Source organism: Paenibacillus pseudetheri (assembly GCF_924513355.1).
In the GTDB taxonomy this organism is placed as follows: domain Bacteria; phylum Bacillota; class Bacilli; order Paenibacillales; family Paenibacillaceae; genus Paenibacillus_AQ; species Paenibacillus_AQ pseudetheri.
The window spans coordinates 132,872-156,008 of record NZ_CAKMAB010000006.1 but is presented as its reverse complement, the minus strand read 5'-3'; the positions used below and the strand labels follow the sequence as shown (position 1 = coordinate 156,008).

At 44.0% G+C, this 23,137-nt stretch carries 19 protein-coding genes; 15 read left to right on the top strand and 4 right to left on the bottom strand.

Going from position 1 to position 23,137, the window contains the following annotated elements; genetic code table 11:
* Window positions 1-83: 83 nt before the first annotated feature.
* The 9 genes from L1028_RS07750 (at window position 84) to L1028_RS07710 (ending at window position 10,479) form a co-directional block, all read left to right on the top strand.
* Window positions 84-1,295 (top strand): HpcH/HpaI aldolase/citrate lyase family protein, encoded by a 1,212-nt coding sequence (locus L1028_RS07750; protein ID WP_234532769.1) that lies wholly within the window; start codon window positions 84-86, stop codon window positions 1,293-1,295.
* Between the two features lie 76 nt (window positions 1,296-1,371).
* A complete protein-coding gene (locus L1028_RS07745) occupies window positions 1,372-2,682 on the top strand; it encodes a phosphoribosyltransferase family protein (protein ID WP_234532902.1) in 1,311 nt (436 codons plus the stop codon).
* Entirely contained in the window at window positions 2,666-3,817 is a 1,152-nt protein-coding gene (locus tag L1028_RS07740; protein ID WP_234532766.1) for a cysteine protease StiP family protein, read from the top strand. The genes L1028_RS07745 and L1028_RS07740 overlap by 17 nt, the downstream gene beginning before the upstream one ends.
* On the top strand, window positions 3,814-4,647 hold the full coding sequence (locus tag L1028_RS07735; protein WP_234532764.1) for an HAD family hydrolase: 834 nt from the start codon (window positions 3,814-3,816) through the stop codon (window positions 4,645-4,647). The genes L1028_RS07740 and L1028_RS07735 overlap by 4 nt, the downstream gene beginning before the upstream one ends.
* The gene (locus L1028_RS07730) at window positions 4,644-5,699 is read left to right on the top strand and encodes an ATP-grasp domain-containing protein (protein ID WP_234532762.1); all 1,056 of its coding nucleotides are present in this window, start codon (window positions 4,644-4,646) and stop codon (window positions 5,697-5,699) included. Before L1028_RS07735 ends, L1028_RS07730 begins: the two co-directional genes overlap by 4 nt.
* A gap of 34 nt (window positions 5,700-5,733) precedes the next feature.
* Window positions 5,734-6,438, top strand: a complete 705-nt coding sequence (locus L1028_RS07725; protein ID WP_234532900.1) for a hypothetical protein — start codon at window positions 5,734-5,736, stop codon at window positions 6,436-6,438.
* 11 nt (window positions 6,439-6,449) lie between these two features.
* Window positions 6,450-7,547: a toxic anion resistance protein gene (locus L1028_RS07720; RefSeq protein WP_234532760.1), complete on the top strand. Its 1,098-nt coding sequence runs from the start codon at window positions 6,450-6,452 to the stop codon at window positions 7,545-7,547.
* Between the two features lie 362 nt (window positions 7,548-7,909).
* Window positions 7,910-8,698 carry a formate/nitrite transporter family protein gene (locus L1028_RS07715; RefSeq protein ID WP_234532758.1) on the top strand — a complete coding sequence of 263 codons (789 nt, stop codon included), beginning with the start codon at window positions 7,910-7,912 and terminating at the stop codon, window positions 8,696-8,698.
* A 149-nt stretch (window positions 8,699-8,847) separates the two neighbouring features.
* Window positions 8,848-10,479, top strand: a complete 1,632-nt coding sequence (locus L1028_RS07710; protein ID WP_234532756.1) for an ATP-binding protein — start codon at window positions 8,848-8,850, stop codon at window positions 10,477-10,479.
* A gap of 100 nt (window positions 10,480-10,579) precedes the next feature.
* Here L1028_RS07710 and L1028_RS07705 read toward each other — a convergent pair whose 3' ends face one another.
* A complete protein-coding gene (locus L1028_RS07705) occupies window positions 10,580-12,907 on the bottom strand; it encodes a TPM domain-containing protein (protein ID WP_234532755.1) in 2,328 nt (775 codons plus the stop codon).
* 170 nt (window positions 12,908-13,077) lie between these two features.
* The gene (locus tag L1028_RS07700) at window positions 13,078-13,221 is read right to left on the bottom strand and encodes a hypothetical protein (RefSeq protein ID WP_167348483.1); all 144 of its coding nucleotides are present in this window, start codon (window positions 13,219-13,221) and stop codon (window positions 13,078-13,080) included.
* Window positions 13,222-13,511: 290 nt separating this feature from the next.
* On the opposite strand from L1028_RS07700, the gene L1028_RS07695 reads away from it, so the two are divergent.
* The gene (locus tag L1028_RS07695; RefSeq protein WP_234532753.1) at window positions 13,512-16,634 is read left to right on the top strand and encodes an EAL domain-containing protein; all 3,123 of its coding nucleotides are present in this window, start codon (window positions 13,512-13,514) and stop codon (window positions 16,632-16,634) included.
* Window positions 16,635-16,702: 68 nt separating this feature from the next.
* Here L1028_RS07695 and L1028_RS07690 read toward each other — a convergent pair whose 3' ends face one another.
* A complete protein-coding gene (locus L1028_RS07690) occupies window positions 16,703-17,797 on the bottom strand; it encodes a GGDEF domain-containing protein (RefSeq protein WP_234532751.1) in 1,095 nt (364 codons plus the stop codon).
* Window positions 17,798-17,925: 128 nt separating this feature from the next.
* Here L1028_RS07690 and L1028_RS07685 point away from each other — a divergent pair, with 128 nt between their 5' ends.
* Window positions 17,926-18,066, top strand: coding sequence for a hypothetical protein (locus tag L1028_RS07685; RefSeq protein WP_234532748.1), 141 nt, complete (start codon window positions 17,926-17,928; stop codon window positions 18,064-18,066).
* The gene (locus tag L1028_RS07680) at window positions 18,054-18,536 is read left to right on the top strand and encodes a PDC sensor domain-containing protein (RefSeq protein WP_234532746.1); all 483 of its coding nucleotides are present in this window, start codon (window positions 18,054-18,056) and stop codon (window positions 18,534-18,536) included. The genes L1028_RS07685 and L1028_RS07680 overlap by 13 nt, the downstream gene beginning before the upstream one ends.
* Window positions 18,537-18,639: 103 nt before the next feature.
* Here L1028_RS07680 and L1028_RS07675 read toward each other — a convergent pair whose 3' ends face one another.
* Window positions 18,640-19,155 carry a nucleotidyltransferase family protein gene (locus tag L1028_RS07675; RefSeq protein WP_234532897.1) on the bottom strand — a complete coding sequence of 172 codons (516 nt, stop codon included), beginning with the start codon at window positions 19,153-19,155 and terminating at the stop codon, window positions 18,640-18,642.
* 262 nt (window positions 19,156-19,417) lie between these two features.
* Between L1028_RS07675 and L1028_RS07670 the strand changes: the two genes are divergently transcribed.
* The 3 genes from L1028_RS07670 (at window position 19,418) to L1028_RS07660 (ending at window position 23,124) form a co-directional block, all read left to right on the top strand.
* Window positions 19,418-21,022 (top strand): LytS/YhcK type 5TM receptor domain-containing protein, encoded by a 1,605-nt coding sequence (locus L1028_RS07670; RefSeq protein ID WP_279306841.1) that lies wholly within the window; start codon window positions 19,418-19,420, stop codon window positions 21,020-21,022.
* Window positions 21,019-21,747: a LytR/AlgR family response regulator transcription factor gene (locus tag L1028_RS07665; RefSeq protein ID WP_234532744.1), complete on the top strand. Its 729-nt coding sequence runs from the start codon at window positions 21,019-21,021 to the stop codon at window positions 21,745-21,747. Before L1028_RS07670 ends, L1028_RS07665 begins: the two co-directional genes overlap by 4 nt.
* 138 nt (window positions 21,748-21,885) lie before the next feature.
* Window positions 21,886-23,124, top strand: coding sequence for an L-lactate MFS transporter (locus tag L1028_RS07660; protein WP_234532742.1), 1,239 nt, complete (start codon window positions 21,886-21,888; stop codon window positions 23,122-23,124).
* Window positions 23,125-23,137: the final 13 nt, after the last annotated feature.

The following is a 23,137-nucleotide window of genomic DNA, read 5'->3' as shown; positions in this document are numbered from 1 at the left end:
GGTATAGCTGGTTCTGCCACTCTCTATAGGAGAGGCCTACGCTTGTTTTGCTTGGCTTCGCAAAACTATAAGGGGGAACCATCTTGAGATACTTCGATTACCTGACAAAAGAACAAGAAATAGCCTTATTTTATAATCCGCCGATTTCATTTAACCATAATACTACGAGTAAAGATTTGCTGGCTCATGCTGTTGGAGCTGCCCTTTATATGCCAGCAACTCGTGCTAGTGTTCCCGAAGACATTTTGAAACTTAAAAGTGCAGGACTTGTAACCGTTATTATTGATCTGGAGGATGCGATCGGAGATAACGAGGTTGACTATGCAGAGGAGTCTCTCATTCAGCATCTTATTTTTCTCGCCGCATATGAGGAGAATGAGCCAAGCGGGAGTGATAGTCTTCCGCTTCTCTTCATCCGAGTTCGTAACCCGGAGCAGCTACGGCAGCTGATTTTTCGATTAGGATCTTTGGTTACGATGTTAACAGGGTTTGTTTTCCCTAAGTTTTCGGTCGACAACGGAATCCAATATTTTGAGGCGATAGCCGATTACAATAGAACGCGCAATTACTCAGACCCAGTGCTTTATGGCATGCCAATCCTGGAAAGTGCGCCTATTATTTACCGGGAGAGCCGGGTAGATAGTCTTTTATCTATTCGTAATTTGCTAGGCAACTACCGCGAATATGTGTTGAACGTTAGAATTGGAGCAACAGACTTCTCAAGTTTATTCGGACTGCGCCGTAGTCCAGATATTAGTATTTATGATCTTACCCCTATTCGAGACTGCATATCGGATATTATTAATATTTTTGGTAGAGTGGAAGAAGGGTATGTAATCTCCGGACCCGTATGGGAATATTTTGCGAATAAAGGGCATCGGGTACTCAGACCACAGCTACGGCAGACTCCATTTGAGGACACCTATGGTAAAAACGGCCGCGACATGCGAAATAGTTACATTTCTAGCAGTATGGATGGGCTTATTCGTGAAGTGATTTTAGATAAAGAAAATGGGATCTTGGGCAAGACGATTATACATCCCTCACACCTCAGACCTGTTCAGGCCATGTACACGGTAATGCACGAGGAATATGTTGACGCCTGCAGTATCGTAGAGAGTAACGATGGTAGCCTTGGAGTCTTCAAGAGTCAATATTCTAATAAGATGAATGAGATTAAGCCGCATTTGAACTGGGCAAAACGGATTTTACTACGATCACAAATATACGGGGTGTTACATGAACAACAGCATTTTGTCGGATTATTACCCGAAAACGAATTTACACACGTATAACATAGTCGAGAACCTGCAGGTCACGGTTACCGAAACATCTAATCCCTTTCATTTGCCTGTGGATACTTTATTCTCCATGGCGGCCCGGATTAATAAGAAACGCTCCTTTTTGTTCGTCAGCAAGGTACTTGGCAAACATATCCCTGTTAATCCGTACACCTCTCTGTTAAGTGGTGCTGCATTAGCGCTGCTGTTATATCAGGAGATGAACGGTAATTCTGCGGATAATGATAGGATGGAAGATTTATTAGATAAAGCTGTACATGGACTGATGCACCCTGAGTCTGCCAAAGAAGCCTATCAGCATTTATTAGCCGCACGATTAGTTCTTCCTAGGCCTGTTGTCTTTATTGGTTTTGCTGAGACTGCAACTGCACTGGGTCACAGTGTGTACAACATGTTTGCTGATGCAGCATCATATATTCATACTACCCGTGAACATATCATCGATTTGGAGTCCATTGTTAGCTTTGAAGAAGAGCATTCACATGCGGTTGATCATCTGTGTTACGCCTTGAACGCTGAACTGTTATCAGGGACTGAGCCAATTATACTGGTGGATGATGAGATTACAACGGGGAATACAGCAATTAATACGATCCGTGATATTCAGTCCAAATTCCCTCGGGAGGAATACGTAGTCGTCTCTATTTTGGATTGGAGGAGCGGTAACAATCTTCATACCTATAGCGAATTAGAACAGGAACTGGGGATTCGGATTAGGTCCTTGTGTTTGCTTCAAGGAAGTATTGAAGTAAAAGGCACGCCTTTGTTAAATGCTAGGAATGACAAAGATTTGTTACCGTCTTCAGTGGAATCCGAAGTGGTGACCACTTATGTGGTGGACGGTTTAGAACGTCTGCAGGCAACATCCGTAGATTCATATGGTGACATCAACTCGTCTCCTTATGTGAAATACAGCGGACGTTTCGGACTGGAGTCGCTGAATAATGATGGCCTTGATGTAGGTGTAACCCGGATAGCCGCTCAGCTAAGAGAACTACGAGGGGGAGATTCTAAGACTCTAGTGATGGGTGTAGGGGAATTTATGTACCTTCCTATGCGGATAGCGGCTGAGATGGGGGAAGGTATTTCATATCAGTCCTCTACTCGTAGTCCAATCCACCCTGAACGTCGACCAGATTACGGAGTGCATAGTGCTGCCGCATATCCTTCAGCTAGCGATCCGGAAATTACAAACTTTATTTATAATGTGGATCCTGATCAGTATGATGAAATATTCGTGCTGATCGAGCGTGATGTACCGCATGAACGAATGAAACCCATGCTTGATATACTGAAGACACTGGCCCGCCATAAAGTGCATCTAATTGTACTGACTCCTGAAGGAAGAAGTGGAGGCCCCCAGTATGAAGGGAACAAGTAATCATAAAGTCATGGACAAAAAAATAGCAGGACCGGTTCCGCTAGGTAGCTATCCACCGTCAGATGTTACGTTTCTGCTGAAGGATCTTAGTGATGTTTCGCTAGAACTGGCGACGGAAGAAAGGGAGGAAGCTATTCAATCGGGTGTCCATTATTCTGAGATGCTGCCTATTGAATATCAGCCTACCGAGCAGTATATTGACTTGTTTCATGAGACGCTACAGCAATCGGCTAAAAAGGTAGCTTTGGCTGTTGCGATTGTCTCTGAGATGATTGTCGCAAGAAGAGGGCTAGGTTGTGTGCTTGTCTCTTTGGCTAGAGCAGGAACTCCCGTTGGGATATTGATTAAGCGTTATATAGCAGAGAGATATGAAGTGGATTTACCGCATTATAGTATTTCTATTATTCGAGGAAAAGGTATAGATGAGAATGCGATACTCTACATTCTGCAGAAGCATGGACTTGCTGCTGATTTGCAGTTTGTGGATGGGTGGACAGGAAAAGGGGCTATCCGTGGGGTGCTGATTGATTCATGCAACAGCCTCTACCAGAAGTATGGTATTCGCTTAAATGATGATCTTGCCGTTTTGGCTGACCCTGGAAACTGCGCAGGCACATTTGGGACTAGAGAAGATTATCTCATTCCTAGCGCCTGCTTAAACTCTACCGTTTCAGGGCTGATGAGCCGAACGGTGTTACACGCTGATCTTATTGGTCCTGAGGAATTTCATGGTTCAAAGTTTTATAAGGAGTGGCTGGATGCGGACGAATCCAATGTATTTATTGATACGATTTGCCCGTATTTTCCTTCCGTAGTAGCAGAAGCAAAGAATATTGCTGAACAGATGCTGGAGCATCCGCCAGAAATTACTTGGCAGGGGCTTCGTGATATTCAGAGTATTCAGGAGACTTTCGGTATAGATAACATTAATCTGATAAAGCCGGGAGTCGGCGAAACAACCCGCGTATTACTGCGCAGAGTACCTTGGAAAATTCTTGTCGATACTATGGATAATCCGAATCTAAAGCATATTCTTCTCTTAGCGAAGGACCGGGGCGTTCCTGTTGAGATCTTTCCTGGAATGACGTACTCCTGTTGCGGAATAATTAAACCGCTGAAAGGGGAGACAGAATGATATATGCTAGTGATCTGGACCGTACTTTGATCTATTCATTAGGTGCAATTGGTGTTCCTGAGAATACTCCGGGTCTAATTCCGGCGGAAATCATAGAGGAAAAGACAAGATCCTATATTTCGCAGCAAGCATTGAATCAGCTGATAGATTTGAATACACGGATTATTTTCATTCCGGTTACTACGCGTACGATACAACAATACAAGCGTATCAATCTGTTTCAAGAAACGGTCATACCTGACTATGCGGTTACAAGCAATGGGGGAAATATCCTAATCGGTGGTGTTGTCGATAAGGAATGGAGAGAATCAATCAGTAGATTGGTAGCTCGTTACTCTGCTGGGGCCGAAGAGGTTAGATCATATATCAAGGCTGTTGTACGAGAGGATTGGATCATTAGTGAGAATTATTGTGATGATCTATTCTATTCCTTCATGGTTTATCGGGATCAGTTACCTTTAGATGAAATCACTAATCTGTCAGATCGGCTCTATAATCTCGGCTGGAGAGTTTCTTTACAAGGCCGGAAGTTGTACGCTGTGCCGGCTGCCGTGAACAAAAGCGACGCTATACTTCATTTGCGGCGCACCGTCCGCTCTGAACCTATGGTGGCATCTGGGGATTCATTGCTAGATAAGAGTCTGCTTGAGAGTGCCGACTATGCTATTGCCCCTTGCCATGGTGAAATATTTGCAGAGCAACAGAGTGGTCTTGTAAAATCAAGATATCCATTTACGAAAGAATCAGGTGTATTTGCTGGAGATGAGATTTTGCAGTATGTAAATATGATCTATAATAATCTAACTGCATTGGGAGTGGGGCCACTATGAAAAAGGTAAATATTTATTTCAACCGTTGGTTTTCCGTGGCTTACCATTATATGAATCTCCTCCGCAATAACGAGGATGGTATACCGGTTCAAATCTTTGCAACACATCCTGATATCCGCCATATGTCGCTACAAGGTGCTGACTTTGCTGAAACCGAGCCGGCGCTGAAGGGAATAGAATATGTTCAGTTTTGCGTTGATTTCTGTCGGCGTAATGAGATCGATGTTTTTATTCCACGGTTGCATATGCTTGATATTGCTCTCCATGTGGCAATGTTTGATGCGATTGGTACAAAGGTTCTGGTATGTAGAGATCTTGATCTGCTGGAGTCCATTATGGACAAAGGTAAATTTTACGAGAATGTTAGTGAGCAGGGCATCATGAGTATCCCGGATTATCATGTAATTAGTACAGCGGAGCAGTTTAAAGACGCATACGAGGACCTTGTTGCTAAGGGACATCGTGTTTGCTTTAAGCCTACTGAAACAGAAGGCGGGTTAGGCTTCCGTATTATCGACAATACCCGCGATCCTCTTCAAGAGCTTTTTGGGTATGTAACTCCATTGATTACGTTTGATGATGCCTATCGTATTCTTGCAAGCAAAGAGACCTTCCCTGATTTGATGGTGATGGAATTACTGGAGGGTTACGAGTATAGTATAGATTGTCTGGCAGATGAGAACGGTAAGCTGTTAGTAGCTGTGCCACGTCGAAAAGTGGGCGGTCGTCTGCGATTGATGGAGCATATTCCTGAACTGGAGGAGATTGCAGCTAGAGTTGCAGAAGTTTACAAGATCCCCTTCAATTTCAATATTCAAATGAAATACAATGGAGATATTCCAAAGTTGTTGGAAATTAACCCACGAATGTCCGGTGGACTGCATATGTCATGTCTGTCAGGGATTAACTTTCCTTATTTAGCCGTCAAAAGCGCACTCGGTGGTGAGGTTCAGCCTATGAATTTTGAAGGAGATGTACTGGCCAGCCATCTGGAGCAACCGATGATTATGAAAATAAACGGCCAATCTGTCATTCCGGATGCCGTGAATTGAGCGTTCATAAAGTCGCTCACAAGAGGTGAGAACAATTCAGTTTAAATCGAAAGTATTGCTTTACGCCGGTATCGGCTACGTTGTCGCTGTATTAACGAGCTCTTTTCTGCCCGAATTCATCTCTCTGCTGCTGCCTTTAGCGGGTGCGGGGATAGGTGCTCTGGTTACGAGAAGTCCAAGAACCAATCTCCCGGCGGAGGTGTTGCCAGCGGGCCCTGTGACGGCACCTATTGCTGAGCCGTCCGCTGTGAGTGCTCCACAATTAAGTAACACGACAAATGATACTACATCAAGTAATCACGGCTTCGACGGTAGAACTGAAGGCGCTGTGAAGATTGGACCGGAGTTCGCTCCGGTTGTAGAGTATCTTAGCATTCTGGAAGATATGATTATCTCAGAAGGGCAGAAGGATACGCTGGACAATGAAATCGTCGAGAAATCACTGGCACTCTTCGCAAGGCTTCAACGTGTAATTCCACTGCTGCAGGAGCTGAATAATGGCGAGATTAATCATACCGTCCGCAGATTGATTCTGAAGGATTTAAATGGTGTAATTAACCCGTTCTTACGCCTAGGCGGTGAAGCAAAGACGAAGAATCGGAGAATGCTGCTGAACGGTCTAAGAGATGTCGATTCCAAAATATCAGATATCGCGTCCACGATCGAACATAAAGACCTGATGGAACTTCAGACGAAGGCGGAACTGATTCATCAGCGGTATAGCAGTTCCGAACTATAGGAGGGAATCCCATGTCCACGCAGTTGATCCAATTAAAAAAAGAAGATGAACAAAAGGTAGTCGAGGAAGCGGCGCAATTAATTGAGAAGGTATCCCAAACGGATACTGTTACACTGGATTCCCTGATGGATGATATCGGTAAGCTCGGGGTTAAGACGCAGGAAAAAGCAGGACAAACCTTGAAGCTACTGGATCGCCCAGTGAATGACTTGATGTCAGGCAAACGCGTTGAAGTGCCTAACATGATTATGAAGCTGCGGAATGAGTGTGAGAATCTACAGCAGAGTAAGAATGTGAGCTTCTTTGGCAAGATGCTGCGCAAGAGTCCGATGAAGAACTATGTGTACAAATATCAGTCGGTCCGCACGAACATTGATGCCATTGTTACAGGGCTTCGCGATGGTAGAGATACCCTCGAAGAGAGCATTGTGAATATGCGTCAGCTGAAACGTACTTCCATGGAAGAGATCTATAACCTACAGACCAAAATTGCTTTCGGTACTAAGTTGAAAGAGTTGTTCGAGGTAGAGATCGCGAAGCCTGAGAATGAGTACCGTAAAGCTTATCTGGAGCGCGGCTTGCGTAAAGTGATGGTTCGAATTCAGTCGATGACAGAAATGATTCTGCTGTACAATCAAGCGATTGCTGCTACAGACATCATTAATGACAATAATGACAAGCTGATTGATTCCGTGAATAACGCTATTGATAAGACCTCTAATCTAATTACAGTGTCGGCAATGATTGCGATGTCGTTAGCGGATCAGGAGAATGTTATCAACGCTGTAGAAGCGACGAATAAGACGATTGAAGATCAATTCAAAGAAAATGCACGTCTGCTGCGTACCACTACGGAGAAAACAACCGAGTTGCTATCTAAGCCTTCTATGTCTATGGAAGCTGTGAATCAAGCGATAGGCGATCTGCTTAGTGCATTAGACACTTCAGAACAGTCCAACCGTCGTATTATTGAGAGCTGCCAGGATTATACGTCTAAAATGACAGCAATCAATACTCAGCTAGGCAATCGTTTAGGGCTAAATGAGGCGGACAAGCCTGCACTGAAGCAAGGAGAGGCTGAGAGTCAACTGAGCAGTTTCTTGAACTAAATTATTTCTGATAATAATAGAAATACAGAGAATAGATCGCGGAGCCTGTTGAATTCATTCAACAGGCTTTTTTTAAACGCCAATACTCAATCATAAAGCCCTATCTTCACACATAAGTTGTCACAAGAATACATGTGGAGGAAGTGAGGATAGGCATATGATCTTAGGGTGCTTGATACTCGTGCTTATCATCGTAGCCAGCAGTGAAAGAGCAGAAGCGATTGCAAAAATGAATGAGGATACTTAGGATTTTTACCATGATTTGGTTCAAGTAATTTCTAGCTGGTTATTGGGTATAATAACGCAAGATTGCACGATTAGCCCATTACTAGCTGGAAAACCCAAATTCCTAAGGAGGTCACATGGAGAACGAGGCGCTGCTACAGGTTGAACAATTAGCACTTAAGAAACAGAAGATCTATCGGCAAAGTATATTGCGCTATATTGCCAGAGCCATGCTGGCCAGCATGTTTATAGGGTTCGGTGTAATTGTAGCGTTCAAGACAGGCAACTACTTCTATATGGTGCATTCACCATTTGCGTATCCAATGGCTGCGATTACTTTTGGAGCAGCAATCATCCTAATCTCATACGGTGGGGGGGACTTATTTACCGGAGATACTTTCTATTACACGTACACGGCTTTGAGACGAAAAATGAAATGGTCCGAGGTTGTACGCATGTGGGTCATGAGTTATATCGGTAACATTCTTGGTGCTGCTGCATTTGCGCTGTTGATTTTTTTAACAGGATTGTTTTACAGCTCTGATGTAAATGGTTTTTTACTATATGTGGTTGAGCATAAGATGGAGGCTCCGGCAGGCCAGCTTTTTTTCCGTGCTATCCTCTGTAACTGGCTCGTCTGTATGGCTTTTTTCATACCGATGAATATCAAAGGCGATGGGGCTAAGATGTTCGCAATGGTCTTATTCGTATTCTGTTTTTTCATCTCCGGTTATGAGCATAGTATTGCCAATATGTGTACCTTTGCGATTGCACTGGTTCTTGACCATCCAGGGACGGTTTCGTGGGGCGGTGTGGTACATAACCTTGTGCCCGTTACAATCGGTAATCTAATTGGCGGTGGGGTTCTGATGGGGGTTATGTATTATTATGTGAACAAACCTTTTCTGGATGATCCGAAACATTAAGAAGAAATAATGTGAATCCGCAACTTCGCTCTTTAAAAGAGCGGAGTTTTTTGTGCTGCTAGAAATTTATTCGCATTGGGATATTTTGATTTTTTAGGGTTCAAAAGGATTAGAGGGAAAGAAGTAGAATACATATTAGTATTACAAAATTGAAGATTCATACAGAATGGGGTAAGGCTTTGGAAAAGACAACAGGGGTACTGACGGATGAGACTATCATTAAGGCTTCCAATCAGCATTGCATGGATCAAGGAATAGACCCTGAGCAGCCTCCTATTTTTCCAAAATGTTATGCTGCAGATGAACTGGGGTCACAACTCCATGTATATAGTGAAGTGATTGAGGTTATTGATTTTTTTGTGACTAAGTTTCTTTCTTCAGTGAAAGGTAATCCGATCCTTGTTACGATATCGGATGATGCAGGTTATCTATTGGCGTTCAAAGGGGATCCGACAATTATTGATCTCGTTGGGCAGGTTGGCATCAAAGAAGGTGTGCAACTAAATAAAGAAGTGGGTACAAATTCAATTGCGTTGTGTCTCGAATACCAGCGGCCTTTTCAGTTGAAGGGACAAGACCATTATCATCAAATTCTTCATCGTTTAGTGTGCTGCACGGCTCCTTTTTATAAAGAGGATGGGCTTGAAATATTGGGGACGATATCATTTATGGCGGATATAGATGTAGCGCATCCCCACTTATTGCCTTTGCTCTGTACCATGGCTGACTCCATCGAACGCGAGATTTTGCTGCGTAGAGGGAATGCTGAGCTTCAGCTTTTAAATCGAATCCTATTGGATACCAATTACTTAGGTGTTATTATAACGGATGAACTCGGAATGATCGTCAATATAAATGAGAACTGCTTAACTATGCTTCATTTGGATGGTGAACATCAAGAATCTGTTATCGGTGCCAGTGTCTTCGGAATTCGGAATGTGGGCTCTTATTTTCAGCATGCCATTCTTCAGCAAGAGGCTTGTGCTGGGCTGGAAGTGATTCAGGAGAGTAATGGTTTATTTGAGCATTATATGCTGGATGTACTTCCGGTTTACGATTCGAATGCATGCTTGGCTCGAGTGATTGGGAGTCTTCGTAATATCACAGAGATGAAAAAAACGGAAGAAGTGCTGCGCAATACAGAGAAGCTAGTGGTCGCTGGACAACTGGCCATGAGTATCGCACATGAGATTCGAAATCCGCTGACTACAGTCAAGGGAATGCTTCAACTGGCCAATAAAGATTCGCAGCTGCTACATTACGATCTTATTATGTCAGAAGTAGAAAGAATGAACCTCATTGTGAGCGAGTTCCTCATACTAGGCAAACCGCAGGCCGCGCATTACAGGGTAGAACAATGTAGCGGGATTCTGCAGGAAGTGCTCAGCATCTTTGCGATTCAAGTGGAGATGAATAATATATTATTGAACACGCAAATCCATTTTGATGCGAATATCGTGTGTGATCGCAATCAGATTAAGCAGGTTTTCCTAAACATCCTAAGAAACTCGATGGAAGCCTTGCCCTTTGGCGGAAGCATTACAGTTGCCCTAGATGTGGAGAATGGCTTCCAGACGATTACCTTCACAGATAACGGAGAGGGTATGAACCAGGAAGTACTGGATAAATTAGGTGAGCCTTTTCACACGACCAGAGGTGACGGTAATGGACTGGGAATCATGATTGTTAAAAAAATAGTGTCTGCACATAGAGGACGCGTGACCATAGCAAGTGAAGAGGGCGTAGGTACAGCCGTTACGATTTATCTGCCAATAAAATAAAGGGCTTGTCTCGGCTATTTTTTCGTCATGCAAGCAGTAATTCATAATAAAAGACTCTTCCGCTCAAGCAGGCTGGAAGAGTCTTTTGTTTGAAAATAGTCTACCACTTGGATCCGCCTGATGAATTTCGGCCGGACTTCCCTCCGCCGCCCCAAGAAGAGCCACCGGAGGATCTGCCACCGCTGCCGCCTCCACCCCAGGAAGAGCCACCGGAGGAGCGTCCTCCACCGAATCCGCCTGATGAAGGTGGGCCAGAGGACATTCGTTTGCGAGCCTGCGCTCGACGTTGCTGTTCTCTCATCATAGCTAATTGAGCTAGTCGTTCTTCTTCTTCCTTCTGACGAACGAGTCGGTTTGCTTCATTCACAAAGGAAGTGATTTGTGAATCATAAGAACGGCCAAGGGATTCCAGTTCCTCAAGATTATAAGGCCGGGATGCCAGGCGATGATCCAGTGCACTGTATTCCGGCAGTAAGGATAGCTCGAAGCGAATTCTAGAAGATAACCCTCTGCTATGCAGCATTCGCTGGGTCGTTTCCACCCGGCTTTGCCCTTCGGAAAAGAGGCGAGTGACCTTATCTAGTCTTTCATGAAGTGCATTTAGACTTTCTGAGATACCATCGAACTGCCTTGCAGCTTCATCTTGGAGGGACAGCAACTGTTCTAGCGCATTGTGGGCCTTATCATATTCGCCGCGCTCATCACTGGTCCAATTCTCAATCTGCGCCACTTCACTAGCACCTTCCCGAAGGCGTGTGCTCCACTCTGTAAGGATATTCTCCACAGTTAACACATGTTGTTCTTCAAAATACATACGTGCTTCGGTAATCCGGCTTTGCAGTCCGTCACGCCGCTGTTTTAATTGGCTCCATTCGGTGCGGAATGTCTCTAAATCTCTGCGGTTGTTCTGCCGAAGGAGTGCTTGTTGTTCTGTCATAGCAACAGCCTCATCTAGGAGAAGGTCAAGAGTGGCCCCAATCTTGCGCACCTCATCCATATCTCCAACACGCAGCGGCGCTTCAAGCGTTAGCGATTCTGCACGGGCTTGTTCCAGACGGTCAAATGGTTTTACCTTCATGTTGTGGAGTGAATTCTGCTCGATGATGTTTGTGATTTTCGCACGTGCTGCAGCTAATACTGTAGGGAACTGGTTTAGTTTATCATCGTAGAGATCGACATCCTTCAGGTCTTGTTCAATCTTTTCTTGGCGATCTTGTGCATCCTCGGTAATTTCTTGTGCAGCAATAGGGTCAAAAAGCTCCAATTGATCTGCCTTAGAGGTCTCCTCGGCAAGCTCCTTAAGCTCTTCTACAATTTCTTGGAGTGCATAGCCAGTTTCTTTAACTGCACCTTGTAGCTGTTCTTCAAGCTCTGGCGTATCCTCTTTCAGTTCTGTAATACGCTGTTTAACATTGCGATCTGCTTCCCTGATGACAGCGATGTTCTTTTCTTCCTCCTCAAGCGCTGCGCGGAAGGAGGCCTCTGTCTGCTGTAATTGTTCCACGGCCGCCTTAAGGGCAGTCAAACGATAGAAGGGTGGCTGTACACCGTTCCCATCACTTTGAAAAGAAGAGATTTCAACGAGCTTTGCAGACAGTCGTTTTGAAATGCCTTCTACCAGCACCTCGGTTTTCCCCTGAACGATCCCCTGAAATGGCTTTAATGACTCCAGTGCCCGATTCGCTTGGACTAGCAAATTAGATAACTGCTCCTGTTGCTCGCTTAGTTGTTTGCGTCGGCGCAGGCCTGTGATCACTATGAATAGTACAAGTAGTATTAGTACGATTCCGATGAGAATGGCGGCAATCGTAAACATGGAGCTACTGGAGCGGCTTCCGGTACTGACTGAGGTAACTGGATTGCCGGATGTTCCTTTCCCTGTACTACTGTCCGTACTGCCAACTGCGCTGCCACTACCTGCACTTCCTCCAGCATTTCCGGTACTCTCCCCGATGGAATGGACCGCTTTAATTAAAGCCTTTGTCCCTCCAGCGAAGTCTCCTTCTTTGGCATAAGGGATGAAATAAGTATCAAGCAGCGCTGTAATGGCAGCACTTCCTGATTTCCCTCCCTGATTTTGAGACCAGGCATTTAACGAGGTTTGAAAGCCAGGATTGTTAAAATTAAGTTCAATGGACTGATCGCCAGCGGAGATCAGCAAGAGAATATCGCGTGTGGACAGTCCCCATGAGGCGTAAGTATCCTCGGCGTATTTATCGGCCGGAGTGCCGTTTAAGGAATCTACGGTGAGTACATGCATAGTAACGAGATCTCCAGTGGCAGCAGCAGAAATGGACGTCGCTTCTGCGGAACTAAACATTCCAGCTTTATCGGTTACTAATCCCTGTTGAGCAGGGATTTCGGCGGCATATGCACCGGGTATCCATAACACGCTGATCAATAAGAATAAAGCTATATACTTTTTCAAGCTGACACGCTCCAATCTGAAGGACTTTGTATTCAATATATTATGCTGATAATTATACTATATCATTAAACCTCACGTGACCCGGAGTTCTCCTATTCTTACATTGCCCCGAATCATACCAGCAAAAAAAGCCGCATTCCTGAAAAGGAATGCGGCGAATATGCAGAAGGTTATCTTGTCGGCAGACAGAGAATGTATTGCAATCTGGATTTAATTTCTTTTTGCCATTTTAAATCTCCGACTTTAACGGCAAGATTGAGCAGATCCAGATAATCGTCAACCTGTAGTGTTGTTCGGGTAGAGGTAACGTTCATGGGTGATCAGTCTCCTTTTAACTTAAATATAGTAAAGTGAAATCAATAACTTATTTAATAATGATAATCATTATCAACTTGTATCATTATTGCTATTATCCACATTTTCCATCTAAAAAGCAATATAAAAATGTAGCCTCCCTAATTTTATATAATTTGCAAAGGGAAGGGGTATCGATGGGATTTGCGTATATTGTGTGACGAGGACGGAAATAGCAGGGGTATTGACATATTTTGTCGAATATAATTAAGGATATTACTGTAAATTCAGTAAAAAGGGGGAATGAACGATGAAGCAGTGCAAACTGTTGCTTCTGATTAGCATTCTGTATATGCTCTTACCTCCTACTGCCATTCACGCCGAAAGAAAGGAGATCGAATACCAAGTAGAGCTGGAATATCCACCTTATAAATATGTTAAAGATGGGTACATAACAGGTTTTGATATGGAATTGAGTAGTATGATCTTTGAGAAGCAGGATTACGACGTCCATTACAGTACAGGGAAGTGGCCTGATGTGTATAGTCGGCTCATTCAGGGAGATATCGAAACTGCGGGTCTAATGGCAATAACCGAAAGACGAAAACAAGAGTTGTTATTTTCAGAACCTGTTTTCAAAAGCTATATTTCCATCTACGCAAGGCGAGGGCTTAAGGGTGAGATCGATTTAAACACGTTGCAAAAGTATAAGATAGGTCTAGGAAACGGGCAGTATTCTGAAACAGTACTGAACGGGAAGCTGGGAATTAATGATTACGTAGAATATGCAACGATTCCTGAAGCCTTGAAGGCTTTAGATAAAGGGGAGATCGACCTTCTATTTGAGAATCAGGAGGTGGTCGATTATCTGCTCGTTGAACAAGAGAAGACGGATAGTATTATAAAGGAAATCGGCGATCTTTACCCCAGGGATGTAGCTTTTGCAATCAATAAGTTCACCCCGGAGTTAGTTTCTTATATCAACGAAAGATTGGAAGAATTGCAGGATTCGGGTGCTTTTGAAGAATTGTATCAGAACTATTTCTTTGCTCATTCTGATTATTATAAAGGCATGATCCACAAGAGATTGGTATACGGAGCAATCGTTCTATTCTGTCTTCTTATTCTTAGTTTAATTCTGCTGAAATTGTATAATAACCGTTTACGGCGTGCTGCTTATTCGGAGCATCAATTTTTTGAGGATGTTATAGAGCATAGTGGTATGGTGGTTTGGGCGGTGCAGGCAGATAAAAAGGTAGTGCGGTTTAACAAGTTCGCTGAGCGGATGACGGGTTTAAGTGAAAAAGAGGTACTGGGAGTTAATATTGAGGATATTGATGGACTGAAAGGTAGTACGGCTGCTATCCGGGATCTTCTGATGCGAGCGTTACGACTCGAGTATGTTAGCAATGTAGAACTTAAGCTCCCAGACCATTCACCTGAAGCGCGATATTTCTCATTTCGGACAGCATTATTAAAAGGACTCGATAAGCAGGCAACCGATATCTTTGTACTTGTAGGTGTGGATATCGATGATCGTAAACAGAATGAGCTGAGGCTACAGCTAAGTTATAGGGAATTGGAAGCTACTTACGAAGAGTTGTCAGCGACTGAAGTTGATCTGCAGGAACAATTTAATAAGCTCCAAATCAGTGAACGGCGTTTCCGGCTCACCACAGAAGGCTCTGGTGCATATATGTGGGAGTTTGATTTGGAGGCGAGACGTTTTAATTTATCCGATCGATGGTATGAACTCATGGGCTACAGGAAGGATGAAATCAACTCATTTGAAGATGGAGCGTTTAGTATTGTTCATCCTGATGACATTGCTTCAACCCGTAAGCTTAAACATGATCACCTGGAGGGTGTTACACCTATTTTCGAAACGGAGTTCCGCATGATTACCAAAGATAATCAAATCGTGTGGTTTCAAGTTAGGGGTAAGGCTACCGTTAATCCAAAGGATGAAGTTCTGTTGTTCATGGGCTCCTTGATTGATATCAGCGAGCGGAAGCAAGCGGAGCTTAAACTGAGCAACAGCTACCAAGAACTTGGGGCGACCTATGAGCAGCTCGCGACTACTCAACAGGAGTTTCTAGTACAATATAATATGCTTCTAGACAACCAGAAACATATGCATCGTCTGGCTTATGTGGATGCGCTTAGTAACTTACCTAACCGTTTATGTCTGCTGGAGACCATGGAGAAGTATCTAAAGCATCCGGGAGGGAAATTTGCACTACTGTTTCTAGATTCAGATAATTTCAAATACATCAACGATACCTTGGGTCATAAATCCGGGGATGTACTCATTCGGAAGGCTAGTGAGAGATTGCAGTCGCTGATGCATGAAGGGGATATGCTCTCACGGCTAGGTGGAGATGAATTTGTTATTTTTATTAAGGATACTGAGGACCGTGAGGCTGTATTGAATCTGGCAGAGCGTATAATGAGAGCGTTCAGGCAGTCCTTTTTGATCGACGAGAGCAATCTGTACGTCTCGTTAAGCATAGGGATTTCCTTTTATCCAGAGGATGGAGAGACGGCCGAACAAATTTTGAGTAATGCGGACGTGGCGATGTACCGTGCTAAAGAGGACGGCAAGGGAACTTATGTAGTCTATGACAAATCGATGCATACAGCGTTTAATGAACGGATGAATATAGAGAAGCATTTGCGCAGTGCTATGAACAACAATGAATTTGAACTGTACTATCAGCCGCAGATGGATATCGAGTCCGGATTCATCTCAGGTTTTGAGGCATTAATTCGTTGGAACAGCCCCTCGCTTGGTTCTGTATCTCCACTTTCTTTTATAAAAATTGCTGAGGATTCCAGACTGATCATCGATATTGGTGAATGGGTGCTTCGCGAATCTTGCATCTTTATGAAAGGTATTCAAGATCTTACAGGTGTTCCTTATAAAATATCGGTCAACATTTCGATTATTCAGCTATTTCAGAACGACTTTATCGAGATGGTACAGGATAGTCTGGCAGTAAGTGGCCTAAATCCAAGCTGTCTTGAGCTGGAAATCACGGAGTCTATTTTTATGAAATCATTTGAGAGTATTCTGGGTAAGCTGCAGTTTCTTAAATCTAAGGGCATTAGTATCGCCTTGGATGATTTCGGAACGGGTTACTCATCACTTAGCTATTTGCAGCAATTGCCGATTTCAACGCTCAAGATGGATAAAACTTTTATTGATTCACTCTCAGAAAAAGCTAACAGCCAGTCTTTTGTGCAGTCCATTATACAGTTGGGGCATAATATGGGACTAAAAGTTGTAGCAGAGGGTGTAGAAGAGGTTATTCAGATGGATTTGCTCAAGCAATTAGGCTGCGACAAGGTTCAAGGCTACCTAATTAGCAGACCTGTGCCAAAGCAGGCAGTCGTAGAGCTTTTGGAAACACAGAGGCGCTATGGGATATAGCAGTCAGATTCAAACAGATGAACACAAACAAGCCCGTGAAAAGATCCGTGGGCTTATTTGTTATGTCTTTAGCTGATTACGATTTTGTTCTTCCCGGTGTTCTTAGCCTCGTAAAGTGCATCGTCTGCTTTCTGAAATGTAGAGTTTTTGGAATCTGTATCTATAAAATCGTGCATACCGATACTGACGGTTACGCTTTTACCGTTCATTTCCGCAAAAGGGGTATCGGAAATGGACGTTAGAATATGCTTCATAATCTCATGAGAATGATCAAGGTTTTTAGAAGTCAGAATGACGACAAATTCTTCTCCCCCAAAGCGAGCCGCGAAATCATCAGGTCCGACATGCTCGAGGAGGATCGCTGCAACCTTTTGCAATACGATATCTCCAACGGAGTGCCCATAGGAATCATTTACTTTTTTGAAGTTGTCGATGTCCATAACAGCTAGCTGCATCGGAAATGGATTACTCTGCTGATGATCGATCAGCCATCCTAAGTATTCATAAAACGTCTTATGATTATAAAGATCCGTCAGCGGATCGATCTTGGATAGCCGATCCATGATTATATTCTGAATGCGTAATTCCTGTTCTGACTTTACGGAGTTCTCCAGCGATCGCATCAAATCACGCCCACGACCGATGACTGCAAAACCTGCTAAAGCAGTAGCAGCAAAAATAAGAACAATAATGATAGTTTGGGTGATGGGTACGTACCCGTGATTAGATGCGTTGATGAATAAAATGATCGTGTACAGTAGACAAACAGCAGAAGAGGCTATCATATAACTAGACTTCATATAGATCATGGATACAAGCAGCGGGAGCAGCATAATTAATGACGTGACATACAGCTCTTCATTGAGATTGATGATAATCAGAAGCGCAAATAAATGACTCGCAACTGTAATCGCTAGCTCGGACCATAGGGGTTTCCATCTATAGATAAATTCCAGAATAATGATCAAAATCAATATGATGGAGTCAGGAATCAGCGACTGGGCAATAAACTCTCCCATGGTTAGGGTATCCGAATGTTGGCCCCATAAGCACTGAGAAACAAACATATGAATACTTAAATCCACAATCAGAATGATCCAGAATGCATTAAGCAGCACGCGATTCCAATGGGTCTGACGAGGAGTTTGAAATGTAGTATGCATAATGTGTTCCTCTTTTCCAGTGGCAATATGCTTATATATTCGACAATAATTACGAATTCCCTCTCGACCAATTATCTCCAGATACATTCGTATATTTCGGTAACATTTGGGTGAACGAGGTCGGCACTGTGAAGCTTCGACTCGATGATATCGCGTCGAGAGTCGATGAGGTAGGCAGCGCCGTGACGGAAACCATCGATGCTGCCGCGAAGCAGGGCAAGCTGATTGTTGAAGTGACGACGGAGCTGAGTGGGCATTGGCTATCGTGAATGAGACGATTGCCAATGTGGATCTTACGCTGGAACGGGTGACACGCCAGCGGAGCCAGATCGGGCAGCTGAACGAAGTCAGCGCTAGTCTGTTAGCGGAGTCGCAATCCTTGCAGCAATCGGTTACCAGCATTGCGGGTCGGGAAGAAATCGAGATGAGCCAATACGCAGCCCGGCTTCAAGAAATGCAGAGTCTCTTGGAGAATATTTCAGTGAAGGAAGAGCTGTTCTCCCCGGATACTGAAGTTCATCAAGGCGTTTTGACCTCATACATTAAAAAAATTCCGGATGTACAAGCCATTTGGTCCAATCGGACGGATGGAACCTTTATCTATTCGGAACCAGCGGCTGGCCTCTTGAATGCTAAGCGACGTGATTGGTGGAATGGGGCCATAAATGAAGGTGAATATGTCTCGAGGCCTTATGTATCAGCGATTACGTTCTTGTGTTACATTATCCAGAGCGATTAAGAATCGTCAGGGAGATGTCGTTGGTGTAGTTGGTATTGATTTGGCGGTATAATAAAACCAGAAAAGCAAGCCCTGCTATATTAGGGGCTTGCTTTTTGTTATTTTAAGTAGTGCTGATCTGCAACTTTTTCCACGTCGCCTGCCAGTTCTTTTTAATAATGCGTTGTTCATAAATAGGGAGTAAGCTCGGGTTTTCAGTGAAATGTGGGGTAGGTCGTAATAATACATGAATAACATCGGATATTCCGTGTGGAGCGACTAGGATGATTTTACCTGATGGATCTAGGGAGAGTCCAAGCGCTGTGGCGGTTTCCGGAAACTTGGATATCGCATCAACAGCTGATGTATAAGGTGGAAGTTGATTGACGGTATGCATTCTTGCTTCATTTTTAACAGACCAGGGAACATTGGGGTTTAAATCTCTTAGTTTCGCCTCCCAATCCTTCTCCACCTCCTCTTGAAGATTGCTGTCGTCATAATAAATAACATCAACATCTGGCAAAGGTGTCCGTTCTTCGAAGCCATGAAGGGTGTCCCAAATTTTTGCACGCACAAAGCCAGCGCAAACCCACCAGTCAGGTAACTGCAGCGATCTAGCATTTTCTAATATATCCATCATCCAGGGATCATTTTGTACAAGCTGAATAATATCTACCTCATGTTCTATCTTCTGCAACCCGCTCACCTCCGCATATTTGTGTTTCCAATCTGTTCATATCATACAACAAGAGTTTCAATAGAGGTATTAAAGGACAGGCTGAATGGACAGAGGCATGAACTATCTTTATAATAAATCGACATCTAGTCCTTTGGAGGCGGAGACCGTGCAATATACGTTTACGATATTACTGCAATTATTCGAAAGAGCTGCACTACTGCTGATGTGTCTGTTCGTGCTGACTCGTCTGCCGCGGTTTAAAGAGATTTTTCAAAAAGGAACCTATGCCCCGCAGGAGCTTGCGATAGCGACGATGATCTTCAGTTTATTCGCCATCTTTGGTACCTATAGCGGGATTAATGTGGAAGGTTCGCTTGTGAATGTGCGAATTATCGCCATCGTGTCCGGTGGGATTTTGTTCGGGCCATGGGTTGGACTCATAACTGGCATCATCTCAGGGGTTCATCGTTTTCTAATTGATATCGGAGGGGTAACCTCTCTTCCTTGTCTGATTACGAGTATTACCGCAGGGATTGTGTCAGGGGTAATATACCGCCGCACTTCTGGTGAACGTCGCTGGAAGGCCGGTATTTTGGCCGGGATGGCCTGTGAAGCCCTGACGATGCTGCTCATTCTGGTGATGGCGCAGCCGTCGTCGCTGGGTGTGGATATCGTGTCCAAAATTGCTTTTCCGATGATTATGAGCCAGATTAGCGTCGGTCTGATTGTCATGCTAGTGCAGAGTGTGGAAGGTGAAAAGGAACGGATTGCGGCGAAGCAGTCCAAGCTGGCACTGGATATTGCCAATAAGACCTTGCCATATTTTCGCAATATTAATCCCGAGTCGCTTCGTACCATCTGCCAAATTATCAAAGAAGATATCGGTGCAGACGCTGTAGCTATTTCGGATACCAGACTCATTCTCGCTTACGTTGGTGTTGGGGAAGAGGACTATACTACGACCAATGAAATTATAAGTGAAGAAACTAAAGTGACGTTGTCCAGTGGTGAAATTACGATCCGTAATGACGATAGTGATTATGTGAATCCAGAGATTAAATCGCTGATTATTATTCCATTGAAGGAAAAAGGCGAAGTGACGGGAGCGCTCAAAATCTATTACACCAGAGCCCACAAGATCACTTATTCTCTACAAGCTATGGCTGTAGGTTTGTCGCAAATGATCTCTACACTAATGGAAGTATCGCGGGTTGAGGGCATTAAAGAAATGGCGAACAAAGCGGAGCTAAAGGCGCTGCAGACAAGCATAAACCCACACTTTCTGTTCAATGCGCTGAACGCGATTGCATCCTCGATTCGGATTAACCCCGATAAGGCGCGCGAGCTGATCGTGAATCTGTCCGGTTATATGAGGTACAATCTGGAGCTGACGGATGAATTCATTGATATTAAGCGCGAGCTGCAACAGGTTCAACAATACGTAGAGATTGAAAAAGCGCGCTTCGGAAGCCGGCTTAATGTCCTCTATGATATTGATGAGGTTCAGGTTCGGATTCCGAGTCTGATCATTCAGCCGCTTGTAGAGAATGCGATCATACATGGCATACTGAAGGTGCGAGGGACGGGAACCGTAACGATTTCTGTAAAAGATCAAGGCGATAATGTGCGAGTTGGCATTCGGGATACCGGAGCTGGCATCAGCGAAGAAACCATAGAGAAGGTCTATGCTGGTAATATGCCGGAGAATAAGATCGGACTGTTTAATGTACATCAACGGGTCAAGCTCATCTATGGAACTGGTCTTACGATTCAGAGGCTCGATAAAGGGACGAACATTTATTTTGATGTCAAAAAGGAGGGCCTATGAGAGCAATTATCGTGGAGGATGAAGAGCTGGCAAGACAGGAACTGGCTTATTTAATAGAGACTCACAGTGGGATCGACATTGCCGCACAATTTGAAGATGGGCTGGATGCACTCAAATTTTTACAGGTTGAGACGGTAGATGTGATTTTTCTGGACATTAACATTCCCTCGATCGACGGAGTACTGCTGGCTCAGAATATTAGCAGATTCTCGGTAAAACCTTATATAGTGTTTATTACTGCGTATAAGGAGCATGCCGCCGAGGCCTTTGAGATTGAAGCGTTTGACTATATTCTTAAACCCTACAGTGAGGTTCGCATTAAGGCTATGCTGCACAAGCTAGAGGGGGCATTCGCTGCTCGCGGAAGACATGGGGAAGAGGAACGTAATCCAGTTAGTGATAAGGTGAATCTGTGGAAAAATGAAAAGATTATCGTAGTGAATGCTGATGATATTTATTACGCCTCCGCACAAGAGAAAAGTACGAGCGTAATAACTAAAGGTGAGGAGTATAGTATGGCGCTCAGCATCAGCGATTTTTATAATCGACTGCCGGAGGATCGTTTTTTTCGCTGCCATCGTTCCTATATCGTTAACCTGTCCAAAATCAAGGAAATCATCCCTTGGTTCAACAATACATACTTGCTGCGCCTGCATGATTTGGAGTTTGAGGTGCCGGTAAGTCGTAGCAAGGTAAAGGAATTCAGGCAGATCATGCGCCTATAAATGCAGTTCATTCTTCATTTTCGTCATCTCATGCCAGATTTCTCTCAACATCCGCTGGTTTAGCTACAATAAAGAGGCAATAGAAGCTCTTGTAGCAGATCACGAGAGGGAAAGAAGGAATAGACCATGACTTCGACGATGGACAACAAAAACGCTAAACGGTGGCTTATCGTATTAGGAACAGTAATTATGCAGATGGGTCTAGGTACCATTTATACATGGAGCTTGTTCAATGCACATCTGGTAACAAAATTCGGATGGGAGCTTAATTCTGTTTCGATTACGTTTTCGATCACGAGCTTTGCACTCGCTTTTGCGACTTTGTTCGCAGGGAAATTGCAGGATCGTTTTGGTCTTCGCCGGTTAACTGCCGCCGCAGGGATTGTGCTTGGTTTAGGATTGATTCTTAGCTCTCAGGCGAATTCGCTTCTAATGTTCTATGTATTGGCTGGTGTAATCGTTGGTTTTGCAGACGGAACAGCTTATATCACTTCATTATCTAACTTAATTAAATGGTTTCCGAATAATAAAGGTTTAATCTCCGGTGTGTCCGTGGGTGCTTACGGAACGGGGAGCTTGATTTTTAAATATATCAATGGTAGTTTGATCGACTCGGTGGGTGTGTCTAATACGTTTATGTATTGGGGCATGATTGTTATGGTGATGATTGTAATCGGTTCCTTACTCGTCAGAGAAGCTCCAGTACAAGCGGCATCACTGGGTGCAACAGCAACTTCGACTATCGTTAAACCAAAAGACTACACGGTAAAAGAAATGCTACGTACGAAAGAAGCTTATCTGTTGTTCATTATTTTCTTTACCGCTTGTATGTGTGGTCTGTATTTGATAGGTATTGTAAAAGACATCGGTGTGCAGCTGGCTGGACTTGATGTACAGACGGCAGCTAATGCGGTAGCGATGATCGCAATTTTTAATACAGCAGGGCGTTTGATCTTAGGTGCCTTGTCTGACAAAATGAGCCGTTTGAAGCTGGTAGGCGCTTCGCTTGCAGTAACGGCAGCCGCTATGTTGACTCTTAGTTATGCGACGCTGAATTTCGGATTGTTCTTCACTTGTGTAGCGGCTATTGCATTCTGCTTCGGGGGTAACATTACAGTGTTCCCGGCGATTGTCAGTGACTTCTTTGGTCTTAAGAATCACAGTAAGAACTATGGAATCGTATATCAAGGTTTCGGTATTGGAGCTCTTTCCGGTTCGTTCATCGCCGTCTTCCTGGGCGGGTTTAAACCTACTTTCGTGATCTTTGGTCTCTTGTGTCTGCTGGCCTGCATCATCGCGATTTCGCTAAAACCGCCGGTGGAGAAAGCGAAAGAGAAGAAAGCGCTTCGGCTCAAAGCTACAGAACGGACGGCTTAAAGGTGAAAAGGCA